This is a genomic window from Varibaculum timonense (assembly GCF_027694345.1).
Lineage (GTDB): Bacteria > Actinomycetota > Actinomycetes > Actinomycetales > Actinomycetaceae > Varibaculum > Varibaculum timonense_A.
Genome location: NZ_JAQEVU010000010.1, coordinates 24,531 through 37,622 on the forward strand (window position 1 = coordinate 24,531; position 13,092 = coordinate 37,622).

General features: G+C 50.0%; 5 protein-coding genes. 4 read left to right on the forward strand and 1 reads right to left on the reverse strand.

Translation table 11 applies throughout. The features are described from left to right. A complete protein-coding gene (gene argH / locus PG728_RS08525; RefSeq protein WP_270627056.1) occupies window positions 1–1,428 on the forward strand; it encodes an argininosuccinate lyase in 1,428 nt (475 codons plus the stop codon). Between the two features lie 1,098 nt (window positions 1,429–2,526). Then, window positions 2,527–4,836 (forward strand): hypothetical protein, encoded by a 2,310-nt coding sequence (locus PG728_RS08530; protein ID WP_270627057.1) that lies wholly within the window; start codon window positions 2,527–2,529, stop codon window positions 4,834–4,836. A 305-nt stretch (window positions 4,837–5,141) separates the two neighbouring features. On the opposite strand, the gene PG728_RS08535 is transcribed toward PG728_RS08530, so the two are convergent. Then, a complete protein-coding gene (locus PG728_RS08535; protein WP_270627058.1) occupies window positions 5,142–8,384 on the reverse strand; it encodes an exo-alpha-sialidase in 3,243 nt (1,080 codons plus the stop codon). A gap of 309 nt (window positions 8,385–8,693) precedes the next feature. Between PG728_RS08535 and PG728_RS08540 the strand changes: the two genes are divergently transcribed. Together PG728_RS08540 and PG728_RS08545 are read left to right on the forward strand one after the other, a co-directional pair. Then, window positions 8,694–9,491: a hypothetical protein gene (locus PG728_RS08540; RefSeq protein WP_270627059.1), complete on the forward strand. Its 798-nt coding sequence runs from the start codon at window positions 8,694–8,696 to the stop codon at window positions 9,489–9,491. A 69-nt stretch (window positions 9,492–9,560) separates the two neighbouring features. After that, window positions 9,561–13,001: a right-handed parallel beta-helix repeat-containing protein gene (locus PG728_RS08545; protein ID WP_270627060.1), complete on the forward strand. Its 3,441-nt coding sequence runs from the start codon at window positions 9,561–9,563 to the stop codon at window positions 12,999–13,001. Window positions 13,002–13,092 lie beyond the last annotated feature (91 nt).

The window sequence follows — 13,092 nt, forward strand, 5'->3', positions numbered from 1 at the left end:
ATGAGCGAACAGGTATCGCTTTGGGGAGGACGCTTTTCGGGCGGCCCTTCCCAGGCTTTGGCGGCACTTTCAGTATCCACCCATTTCGATTGGCGCCTGGCGCTCTACGATTTAGCCGGTTCGCGCGCTCATGCCCGAGCGCTCGCAGGAGCCGGTCTGCTAGACAGCGAGGAACTATCGCAAATGCTGGCGGCTTTAGGGCGGCTGGAAGAAAAAGTTAAAAGCGGTGCCTTCACTCCCGACCCAGCTGACGAGGACGTGCACACGGCCTTAGAGAGAGGACTATTAGAGGAGGCTGGCGAGCATTTAGGGGGGAAACTGCGCGCTGGACGCAGCCGCAACGACCAGATCGCTACCCTGATTCGCATGTACCTGCGAAACCAGGCACGCGCCCTCTCCGAGCGCATCATCGAGGTAGTCGAGGCTCTTGTAAGCCAAGCGAAAGCCGCCGGAGATACCGTGATGCCTGGGCGTACCCATATGCAGCACGCCCAGCCGGTATTGCTAGCCCACCAGTTACTCGCCCACGTCTGGCCGCTATTGCGAGACATTCAGCGTTTTGAGGATTGGGACCGGCGCGCCGCCGCCAGCCCCTACGGTTCCGGAGCGCTCGCGGGCAACACCCTGGGGTTAGACCCAGTGCAAGTGGGGGAAGACCTGGCATTTGAGCGGGTAGTAGAAAACTCCATCGACGGAACCGCCACCCGCGATGTGGTTGCCGAGTTTGCGTTTATCTGTGCCATGACCGGGGTTGATATCTCCTCAATCGCAGAAGAAATCGTTATCTGGAATACCAAAGAGTTTGGGTATGTCACCTTAGATGATGCGTTCTCTACCGGTTCATCAATCATGCCGCAAAAGAAGAATCCGGACGTGGCAGAATTGGCGCGTGGCAAAGCCGGTCGCATGATAGGGGATTTAACCGCTCTGCTCGCGGTGCTCAAAGGTCTACCTTTTGCCTATGCGCGTGACCTGCAAGAAGATAAAGAACCAGTCTTTGACCAGGTTGATACTTTAGAGGTATTACTTCCAGCAGTCAGCGGCATGATAGCCACTATGAAGATTGACTACACTCGCCTAGAAGAACTCGCGCCTCAAGGGTTCTCGCTCGCCACCGATATTGCCGAGTGGCTAGTGGCGCGAGGAATGCCGTTCAGGCAAGCGCATGAAGTATCCGGAGCCTGCGTGCGCGAATGTGAAGAAAACGGGATAGAGCTCGCGGATTTGAGTGACGAACAATTCGCCGCTATTGATCCGCTATTAACCCCTGAAGTACGAGAAGTTCTCAGCCCTGCCGGTTCAGTGCGGTCCCGCGCCGGTCGGGGAGGAACTGCGCCCGCGCAAGTCGTCCAGCAGCTAGAATCCGCCGAGCAGCAGGTAGCGCGCATCCGCACCGATTTCGCCGGCAAACATCTGGAATTTAAATAGTTCCTTCCTCAGCGTTCGGTTCAGGAAAGCCTAGTTCCGCGCGTGCGGGCGGATTTTGCCTCGCGCCCCGAAATCCGGAAAATGCTCTGGCATTTTCACGGATTTAGTGCCCGAAGCCTACCCCTCGGCATAAATCCGCCCCCACGCGCTCAGCAAACGCGGGAGCTAGGTTTTTCCTCCTGCCCAAAAACTCTAAAAAGCCCTATGGCTTTTTAGATTTTTACGCCCACCTAGCCTGCTCGCATAAAACTTCTCCCCCAGGCGTACTTGTAAAAGTGCTGCTGCCTAGGCATATCTGCTGCGGGATATTTTTACTTTTTAGTCCCGTCATTGTTTTCCGGAAATCGGTGGCTTGCGCACTAGAGGAATAATTCAGCCCACTGGCACCATGGTCAATGTTTCGGTCGGAGCGTCCCTTGGTTTTCTTACGAAAACACGTTTTACGCCAAAAATGTCGGTAGGTATCCGCATGTACAGTAACTGTTTCGGTAGCTTGTTGCCCGGGGGACAAGTTCTACCAGAGCTCATAATGTAGCGTGATCAGGTAGTATAACGCCGTTGTCCTTACGATTAAGGGTTTGGGTATGCCTAAAATAACAAGGGTCGCGGCCGGTAAAAGATACGAGAGGGGCTTGACCGGCAAAGCCGGTCACGGGGTCCCCGGAGTGCTTTTACCGAGCCAGACCCGCTGTAGAGGCTGATCATGAAAAACCTACCCTCGGGCTTACATGAGGAAAAACCTAGCCCTCACGTTTAACAGTAATCGCGTCTTTTGATACTTGACTATCTAGCCTTAGACATAAAACCGCCCCTATATTTGCGCTTTGCCGCGCCCTAGGGTGACGTTTTCGCCCTCCCGATACAGTTGCGCCCTCCCGAGATGGGAATTGTGGTCGATATGGGACGATTTGGCGGTATTGGGAGGGTGGTTTTGTCTGGGGAGGGCGAAAATGAACCACAGGGGGTAAGTGGATTTCTCTTAATCGTTGTACGTAGAAAATAACTCTTTGCTCACAAAATCTGGTTTACGTGGAAAAATAGCCTATAATGGACTTTTAATGTCACCCCGTTGGATACATAAAAAGTTCAGGTGAAAACATGAAGCAAAAGGTTCAGGGGTTTAGACCCTCTCTTCGGTTTGGGCTCGCTGCGGCAGTTTCTTTAGCAGTCACTTTTAGTGGAGCTATGGTAGGGGCTGCTGATGCGAATGCTGACGAAGCTGTAAATGACGATACAGCTACTAGCTCCCAATCAGAGCTAGCTAAGCAAGAAGTTCCGGCACCCCAGCCAAAATCTACGGTTGAATCTGCCTCCTCGCAGTCAAATACTGTGGCTGAATCCAGTTCTCCTCAGCAGCCTGAAGTGGAAACCCAGCCCAAGCAAGGGGAGACTACTGTTGTTCCTGCCCCTGCACGGGCTCCTCAAAAGCTCCCTGAATGTACCGAGGAACAATCTCCGAAATGGAAAGTAACCCCTGGGGTGACCACTGATAGTTGGAAAGATAATGCCGTAATTGATTACCTGGGAAAAGATAAAAAAGCTCGTTTGATGGTGCAGTATTCGTTGCTACGCGAAGGCGGAGCAGCCTCGGGACCGCTAGCTTTCACCCCCTATGTCAGCTATCTAAAACCAGGCACTGACACCTGGACAGATTTGCAGGAGATTAAACTTTCTGCATACAGTATGCCGAAGTTTTTACCTCCGGAAGATTCATTAGATAAAACAAAGGACGGCTGGCCGGCAACCGTGAAGCTGGTTTTGAAACGTACGGACGGAGCTTGCGAGATTCCCGCTGATAAAGCCGCTTATACTTTTGAGGTTCCAGGTGGCGAGTTGCTTTCCGATGCTGAAGTAATGAGTTTTGAAGCTCAATATGACGAGGGAGAAGATCCCAAGCCTGGTAACGATACTTGCCGTCACAACAAGGGAGATTTAATCTGCCTATATCCGACGGGAGCAGGAAGTCTCACAGACGCAAAAGCAAGGGCAGACGAGCTGGTAAAGGAAGACAAATCTGTAAACGTTCTCTGGGTTGATGGCAAATGCGTAGATGTAGCTGCTGCCGGCACGACCTGTAAGGATATTACCTATGCGGGGAAAGGATATGCAGAAATTGAGGTTAAAAAATACTTCAATTATGTGAATGAAGTGCTGAAATATACCGATGGTAAGACTGCCGAGATAAAATACTGGGGTGCGAAACCTCGTCCTGGCTATGCTTATCAAGGAGGGGTTCAAAATAACTACGTCCATAAAGATGGGTCGCCGGTAAAATATGTATCTGATTTGAACCGCATACGGCTATATAAGGATACTGGGGAAGAAAATAAGGCATTTTGGTATGGGAATATTGAGCCTGAAAAGCCCACTGCTGCCGATAACGTTGGCGAAACTAATGATACTTTCCAGATTCCCGATGACAACCGGTTAAAGTATTACCTGGTCTCCGACGATGGTAAAGTCACCTATCAAGACCAGGTTTCGGGTACAAATAAAGTATCTGACGTTACTAAATATGTTGATGGGAAAGCCACTGTGAAAGTGCGTGCCCATGTCAAAGACTACTGCAATTTAAATAATGATCCGCCTACTTCAGCAAAGTATTCTGACTGGTATTCCATTGACAATAGCTACTGCGGCTATCGAGAGTGGACCTTCACTTTCTACGGTTCTCAGAAGGTTAAGGTGGTTTCGCCTAGTTTTGATGATGGGACTGGTACTTTTACGGTTCCGAATATTCCTGGTGTGAAGTGGATGATTGATGGGAAAGAGGTTACTCCTGGGACTCATGATTATCCGGATAAGCATGGGAAGATTTCGATTACTGCGGTTCCGGGTACTCCTAAGGATCCGAATGTTCCGATTGAGTTGGTGGATAATAATGGTCCGTATGAGCATGAGTATGATTTGCGTCTTGAGGTTGTTCCGCCGGCTCCGGTGGTGGAGCGGCTTAAGTGTGGTGTTGCGGGTAGTGTGAAGTTGCCTGATTCTGAGGTGTTTGAGTATAGCTCGAAGGTTGAGGGGGATAAGGCTGTGGTTGAGGCAGTGTTGAAGAATGCTGCTGATTTCAAGCTTAAAGATGGTGCTGTGGTGAAGTGGGAGTTAGATTTAACCGCCGAGCCCTGCCCCCCGCAGCCCGACAATCCGACAAAACCAGACAATCCGACTAAACCCGACACGGGCGATAAACCTGGCAAACCTGGCGTTGAAAAACCGGGTCAGGTAATCCCGGGCAAAGGTAAGCCGGCTGCTAATCCTTCCGCTAAGCAGGTCGTGAGGACGCAGACGCGGGTTACTACTCCGATAGCGCAAACGGGTGCCTTGGGTACTACCGCTGTTCTTGGCGCTTTGCTGCTAGCAGCAGGGATAGGGATAACTTCTCGCCGATACCTGCTTCAAAGACATTAAGTCGCTGTAGAGCAGAATATAACCATAGAACAAAATAACGGCTGGTAGAAAAGTGTAAAGCTTTTCTACCAGCCGTTTTAGATTGCATACAGTTTAGACTGTTCACTGTGGGGCTAATGCCCATATTCCCGCCACCTTACCTCATACTTGGTTTGAACCTGGAGGGTTAATAGCGGAGTAAAATCTGCGATAATGCCCGTTTGGGCATTATCCCTATAATCTGCAGCCGAACTGCCTAGAATTATTTTGTCCGGTGATGGAAACCAATCCATCACCGGACAAAACCGTTACTTAGTTACCGGATTCTATCCGTGCCTCCTGCGCTGAAGCGTGGCGATACCCAGCCCGGACATCAATAGCGAGACAGCCAACAATTCGGCTCCCATATTTGCGCCCGTCCTCGCTAGTCCCTTCTGCTGCGGGTTAGCGGCTTGAGCTTTCTGGTTTGCCGCTTTGCCCCTCGCTTGGGGCTTCAGGTTCTTATTGTCTTTGCCGCTTTGCCCTGGCTTTTGGGCGGAATCACCGGGGGAAGCACCCGGATCAGGGGTAGTTCCTGGATTCGTACCGGGATCCGGATCGCCTCCGGGGGTCGGCTTTGATTCCTGAACGGTGATGGTAAAGGTAGCTGTAGCTTTTTCCTGCCCATCTACGTTCACAGCCGTTATCGTGACTTTATAAACGCCCGCTTTCTGGGGAGTCCCGGAGATGGTTGCAGTAGCGGGGTCAAAGCTAACGCCCTCTGGCAGTCCGGTAACTGCTCCAATAGCCCCGTCTTTAACCTCTAACTTAATAGGAGTAATCATCGAGTCCGCGGTTACGGTTTGGTCGGCTATCGGACTAATCTGCGGGGTAGGTGCCGGGGTGGCGGCATCTCGCGGGGAAATCTTGAGGGCGAGCTTAGCCTGCGCCACTCTGGGGTATCCCGTGCCGTCTTCGGCCTCCTTGAGGCTAACGGTTACTTCGTAATCTTTGTCTGCCGCAAGTTTTCCAACGGGAGTGCCACTAATCTGACCGGTTTCTTTATCGAATACCAGCCCCTCGGGCAGCCCAGTTACCTCAAAAGTGTCTGCTAGCTCCGGGTCGTTTCGTTCAAATAAAGTACCCAGCGAAATCGGGGTGATTTCTTTGCCAATCTGCCCGCTAGCAGCGGTATCTTTCCCTTTAAGCTCGGTGCGGAAATCATCCTCTAACCAGCGCAGATTAAAACTGAGGTGGGAAATGTCTTGCCATCCACCCCCATTGGGTTCCATCAATAACCCGATGTTGCCATCTTTCTGCACGGTCATAGTGGTATAGCCGGTGCCGCCAGTCTTGAACTGTTTCTTTACCGGCCAGGTTTTCCCATTATCAAACGAAGTCCAAACATATCCGTTCTTACGCCCATTATCGGTTCCCGAAAACAGTAGCACCTTAGAACGTAAAGTGCCGGATTTCGCATTTGGGAAAGCTCGAATCGCTTGCGCATTGTTGGCTTCATCAGCTAAATCCTTGCTAACGTGGCAATCTTTCCAGTTTTCCCCGGAATCGGTAGAGGTACAGATGAGGCGACCTCCACCGGCTTGGGAGCGCGAAATCAGGATTAGGCTCCCATCGCTTAGTTCAGTAACTTTGTTCTCGTCAAACTTTTTACCCGCAACTACTGCTGGGGTGGGGTTACCAGATTTCCAGGTTTTACCATGGTCATCCGAATAAATCGTGTAGGCAACAATCCCTCCGCTCTTCGGGACGCAGGCCATCTGCTGTAGCAGCCGTCCTTTGTTAGGTGCAGTCATTTTTTGGGTACCGGCACCGGAGGTAGCAAAGCAAGATTGCAATTCCTTCGCCTTTTCCCCTAATACCTGGTCAGTGATTACTCGCTGCGTCCAAGAGTGACCATTGTCGGTAGATACAGACAGACCTAGGTTCATTGCGTGTTCGTTATTTTCATCAATTTTGCCGTCTTGAGTGAAATTATAGGCGGGATTCTTGGCGAATACTCCCGATACCTGGCTGTATACGTGGAAGTTAAAAATAGTGCCACTTTCATGGTCTACTACGTACGACGGGTCGGAGTAGCCTCTGGGACCGGCAATGTTGCTGCCCACGATTCCGCGGGCTACAACTGTTTCTGGCTGCCAAGTCTTGCCATTATCGGTAGAACGGCGCTGCATAATCGAGTTTTCGTTCGGGGAGTCTCCTCCATTCATGCTGCCGTTCTTCGGGCGGTAATCGTAAGAGGCTAATAAATCTCCATTCGGGGCAACGGCGATTGCCGGAATACGGATATTCGCCTGGTTTGAACTGGTAGCTACAGTGTGTATTTCACTGATTTTAGCTTCCGCTGCCGGATCCGCGTCTTTAGCTTTAGTGTTCGCGTCTGCCTGCGGATATTGCTTTTGGGTATATACAAAAGTTGTGGCAGTTACGCGATTAAGTAGTTGCTGCCCGATTTTTCCGTCAATAGCTAACTTGGCTTCCACTTCGCCGCGGGTTAAATCAGCTTCAGTGATGGTGTAGGTCAGCTGGCAGCGGTGAACTGTTCCGACTGCCAGACTTTCAAGAGCGCAGCTGCTGGTAGTGCTGTCAGTCAGGTTAGTTAGGGCGGGGTCGGTTACGGGTGCTACTTTCAAAGCATCGTCTCCGTTCGCGCTAACTTCTACCGCGAATTTCAGAACCTCCCCCACCTGGTAGTGGGCTTTTTGTGACTCGTCAGCCAGCTCAAACTTTTCCAACTTTAGATAGTTGTTGGCAACCGGCAGCGCCTCGGCTTCGGTGGTTGCATAATAGGTGGCTGTCCCCGTGTATCCGGCATTAGGGTAATGCTGCCAAACTATTTCAGGGGTGAATTTACCGGCTTTAACGTCAGCTTCCGTGACTACATGGTAGGGGGCAGGGCACTCCATTTTTTGATTAACTGGCATATTTGACCATTTGCAGCCTTCCCAATTGGTGAGGTTGGAGCTTTTAGCGGACAGTGCCCGCGCTTTGCCAGTGTGGTTAATCAAAGTGGCTTTGAATTTGATACGTTCGCCTAACGTCCATTTTTGACCGGCTGGTTTCGGGTTGGTAACGGTAAGGGTGGTCGGAATTTTATCCTCGTTGATTCCGCCCAGGCTGGTTTTTTCACCGCTATATTCCACCTCGGAATACATCCGGAAAGTAACGTAGGGGACAAATCCGCCTGCCGTAGCCTCAGCTGGGGTAACTACGTGGGTTAGTTTTTTCGCGATTCCCGCTATATAACATTCCTGCACTTGATTGGAGGCAGCGTTGCGCCATTTGCAACCATCCGCATTTGCCAAGTTGTAGTTCACTGACTCAAAGGAGGCAGCTTTGGCGGTTTTATTGGTTAGTTTTACCCGGTATTCAACTGTTTGACCGGCTACTTTAGGATTTCCGGATACTAGGTATAGCTCTATTTTCGCCTGCGGAGTGTCCTTGGTGTCTACTAAACGAGGCTCTGCCGCATAGGCACTTAAGGGGGTGGCTAGGCCTGCCCCAATTGCTAGGGTTAGGGCAAACAAGATACTGATTACTGGTTTTAAAATGGGGTGCTTCTTTGCGCTCATAAAATTTAGATTAACAATAATAAAGTAGTTTTACCAGCAGCAATAGGTTGTAATATTTTAATATTTTGGTTTTGGGGATTACCTGATTCTTTACTTAAGGAATAATTCTCAATCTTGAATGTGTGGGTTTTCTTTTATAGAGTCAAGCTAGTTATCGTTTCTACTTCAAAGAAGAGGTCTCATTCTGTATCCTGCCTTGTTCCTACCACTCAGCAGACGAGGGCGAACTATTTCGGATTTCGCCCAACGTCCTCTATTTCCCATTCGGTATTTCAGTCTTTAGGTTTCCCTATGAAGAACTGCGCTAAGATGAGACAGCCGCTACAGCCCGCAAAGTTTTCGGCACGTAAATGGGTAATAGCAGCGGTTACGGCACTGGTAGCGGCGTTAGGAATCGGCATCGGAATTTGGAAATATATGCACTCGTCCTTTGCAAAAACTAGCTCCTCCACCGGGGACGCAACTATATTTAATCTCTCCGGTGACCCGGTTAGTAACGCCGAGTATCTTCAGGCTGCTCGGGCGGTGAAGCAACAGGTACAGGGGGACTGCGTTAGTAAATATGGCGCTCGCCTTGAGGACGAGGACTTTTGGTCTCGGAGCTATCAGGGACATATTCCCAGCCAGGAAGCGGCAACTTCCGCTTTAGCGCAGCTAAAAAGCTGGCAGGCAGCATTTTCTCTTTTCCAAGAAGCTGGTTTGATTAAGGATGCGTCTTTTACGGGATTGCAGCGCGACCTGGAGCGAACTAATCAGGAAAATAAGCAAAAGATTGACTCCGGGCAGCCGGTCTATGGTTTGCAAAGCTATGACCTGGCTACTTTTGTTAGTTATCGGATTTCGTCCTTGACTCAGCAATATGTCATCAATCCCAAGAATCCTGGTATGGAGTTTTCAGAGGACGAGTTGCGTAGCTTTTATGCTTCCAGGCAGTGGACGGATGAGCAAGGGCGAAAAGCTGGTTTTGAACAAGTGCGCCCGCAAGCTGTTAAAGCACTTCGCGAAGAAAAACTATCCAAGCTGATTACTGAGCGGGTAGAAAAACTGGTAGTGCAAGATTTTTCGATTGAAAGAGCAGCTAATTTGATTGAAAAAGAGTTTAAGTAACGATTTTAGCAATAACCATAGTTTGAAAAAGTGAATAGAAAATAACAATAAAGCAAAAAGGGGAAGGTAATGTTGAAAGCTCTACGGCGAGCAACTATCCTTGGTTCTTCCATGGCGTTAACGGCGGGTCTGGTTCTTAGTTCCGCTAGCGCCTTTGCAGCAGATGGGGGGGCTAATATGGATAAGCTAAAAGGCACCAGCTATTACGTGTCTAGCAGTGCTGGAAACGATCAAAATTCCGGTACCAGCCAGGATAAACCATTCAAATCTTTGGCAAAAATAAATGAAATAAAGTTGGGGCCGGGTGATAAGGTCTTGCTTCAACGTGGTGACACCTGGAATGGTCAAGCAATACACGTAAAGACCGGTTCTAGCGGCTCTAAAGATGCCCCGATTCAAATCAAACCTTATGGGGACGGTAGTGCTCGTCCGGTGATTAACACCAATGGTGCGGGACGCTGGAATCAGGATTACCACGCCCGAATTGAATCTCACCGCAATAAGGCAGAGATTTCCAGTGCGGTTTTACTTAAGGACGTTAATTATTTGGAAATCTCTGGGTTGGAAGTAACAAATGACCGGGAAATGAATCCGGCGGCTGACCCTAAAGCCTACAATGACGGTTTAGCTTTGGAACGTACCGGGGTAGCCGGGATTGCCGAGAATGGCCCGATGCGCCATATTGTGGTGGCTGATATGTATATCCACGATATTGACGGCAATATCTACGATAAGCACCTGGCTAATGGGGGCATCTATTTTATGGCTCATTACCCAGAAAGTGGTAAGCCCGCCACCGAAGCAGATAAAATTGCTCGCTTCGATGATTTACAGATTCTAAATAACCGGGTCGAAACCGTTAGCCGCTGGGGGATTGCGGCTGGCTATACCGCTTACCAAAACATTATTGACCGTCCGCAAAACGGACCTATCTCTGATGAAATAATCGCTAAATACGGTTCTAGTAAAGTGGTCATTCGTGGCAACTATATTAAGGATGCAGGTGGCGATTCCATCACCACCATGTATTGTGACCGTCCCTTAATTGAATATAACGTTTCCGATGGGGCGGCGCGTCACATGAATACCACGGATTACCTACATCCCCATAACGTTAATGGCCCAGCCGGTTCTGGCTGGGGGCGGGTAGCCGCGGGCATCTGGCCTTGGCGCTGCAAGAATGCCATCTTCCAATACAATGAGGCCTTCAACACCCGTCACGCTTTTACCGGTAATGGCGATGGTCAGCCCTGGGATGCCGACTTTGGGGATGGCACTGTTTATCAATATAACTATTCCTATGCCAATACTGGCGCTACCATTATGTTCTGTAATAATGGTTCTTTGCATAACACGTTCCGCTACAACATAGCCCACAGTGATGTCCGGGGAGCTTTAGATATCCCCGATCAGAAAGATGCTCACGTCTACAACAACACCTTCATTATGGGTGAAGGATCCAGCATTATTACCCGTGGTCATGCTCCCACCAGAATAGAAAACAATATCTTCTATAAACCTGATGGGGTTAATAAAGTTCAAGAGAACTGGAAGCCTGGAAACCAGATTTATGACCATAACCTGTATTACAACTTTGCAACTACCCCTCAAGATGCCAATAAGCAGGTAGTAGCTAAAGGTACCGCGCTTCTAAAGAACCCAGCTGCGGTTGAGATGGCGAGTAATCACCAGGCTCGTATCCATGATGGTTCTACTGCCACCACCGTTTTTGATGGATTCAAGCCGGTAGCGGGGTCTGCCGCTATCGGGAACGGTAAAACCATTACTGACGCGAATGGTTATACGGTAGAACACGACTTCTTTGGGACGGCTATCTCTGGGCTGCCGACCATCGGAGCAGCGGAAATACCGGTACCGGCCCCGAATCCGGCTGCTTCGCCCTATCAAATTGATAATAAAGCGAAGACGATAACCGTGGCTATTGCCGCGGCAGGCAATAATAAAGCTCCGTTGGTAAAGAATTTCCTCGCCCAACTAGGGTTGCCAGCAGGGGTTAAAGCCAAAGTTATGTCTGGTAACACTCAGCTAGGTATGGATGATCCGATTACCGAGGGCGCGAAAGTCATTATCGGAGAGGGCGCGCAAGCCAGTGAATATACTGTCAAGGTAGTTTCCGATTTTGACTGGGTGCGAGACTATCGGGAGACTCCGGCTGGAAATAATAAATGGATGGGCGTGCAAGGACCATATTGGTTTGCACAGATTAAACAGGGTAACACCTGGGCAAATATGACCACCTATGATAATGACGGTTGGCATAACTGGGCGTATAACCAGTATTACGGTCCTGGTCTGGATCACAACCAGGGCGCTTTGAAAGCTCCAGATCAGCGCGGAGATATTCACGGTCTACTCTCCAGTGAAACTCCCGATACTGCGATGGCTTTTAAGGCTCCTGCTAGCGGAAAAGTAACTTTCAAGATTAAGGACGATGAACCGTATCTGCGTCAAAATAATCATGACCCAAATGCCACGGTAACTGTGTCCCTGATACTCAATGACAAAGTGCTCAAGAGCGTGGATTTGAAAATTTCCAGGCAGAAAGGCGACTTTGTTTTCAATGAACAGATTGCTTTGAAAGCTGGCGATTATTTGCGGGTAGTATCCCACAATGAGGGTAGTCTCAAGGCGAACTCGGTTCACATCAGCCCAGTAATCAAATATGTGGAGACTGACTATAACCCTGCTGGGCAGCCAGTTTACGATCCGAATGCTCCAGCTGCGGAAAAACCACAGCTTAGTGGCACAGATTTTACCGTTGAGTATTCTGACGCGGTACCTGAGGCAAAAAGCAAAGTAGTAAAGCCGCAGGACGCAGTGGAATACTCCTGGGGATATCCGCATCCCAACTCTTTACAGTTGGGCGCGCAACAAGTTCAGCTAGTTGCTGACAGTGGCGACGGGAAACGGGAGACCACTATGGTTACGATGACGGTCGTTAAAAAGAAACTGACCGCTCCTGCGGTAACGTTCGATGATAATGACCGTTCCTATACCGTTCCTGATGCCCCTGCTTGCCTGGAATATTCGGTGAAAGTAGACGATCAAGAGGCAAAAGTCGCTAAAGCTGGCAAGGTAACGGTTGCCGATTCGGACAAGGACGTGACGGTGCAAGTAAGCGTGGCTTCCACCTGTGAGGGATATGAGGCAGGGGTAGCTGCTCCTTTCACCCACGTGTTTAAAGCTAACCAGCAGCCTCCGGTAGTAAATCCGCAGGAACCGGGGGGCAATCCGCAGCAGCCAGGGGACAAACCCGGTACGGATAAACCCGGTAAACCTGGCGTTGATAAACCTAAACCCGGAACTGGTGAGGCTAAACCCGGTAAAGATAACGCCGGTAAGCCTGCGGCATCCGGGCAGAAAACTCCGGGAAGGTCAAATCAGCAAACCGCTAGCACTGGTTCGCAAGCAGGAATGATTGCACTACTAGGGCTAGGATTTGTGGCAGCAGGTTTGGCGGTAGCACTTCGACGTCGCCGCACAAACTAGACTGATTGCAAACAGTAAACCGCGGGCGGGGGTGCTCCCCAAAGTGAGCACCCCCGCCCGCGCGCATTATCTTAATAAACCTTAACGTTTT

What these genes read in the sequence shown, in the direction of transcription:
- argH (WP_270627056.1), top strand. Translation starts at nt 1, where the DNA reads ATGAGCGAACAGGTATCGCTTTGGGGAGGACGCTTTTCGGGCGGCCCT.
- PG728_RS08530 (WP_270627057.1), top strand. Translation starts at nt 2,527, where the DNA reads ATGAAGCAAAAGGTTCAGGGGTTTAGACCCTCTCTTCGGTTTGGGCTC.
- PG728_RS08535 (WP_270627058.1), bottom strand. Translation starts at nt 8,384, where the DNA reads ATGAGCGCAAAGAAGCACCCCATTTTAAAACCAGTAATCAGTATCTTG.
- PG728_RS08540 (WP_270627059.1), top strand. Translation starts at nt 8,694, where the DNA reads ATGAGACAGCCGCTACAGCCCGCAAAGTTTTCGGCACGTAAATGGGTA.
- PG728_RS08545 (WP_270627060.1), top strand. Translation starts at nt 9,561, where the DNA reads ATGTTGAAAGCTCTACGGCGAGCAACTATCCTTGGTTCTTCCATGGCG.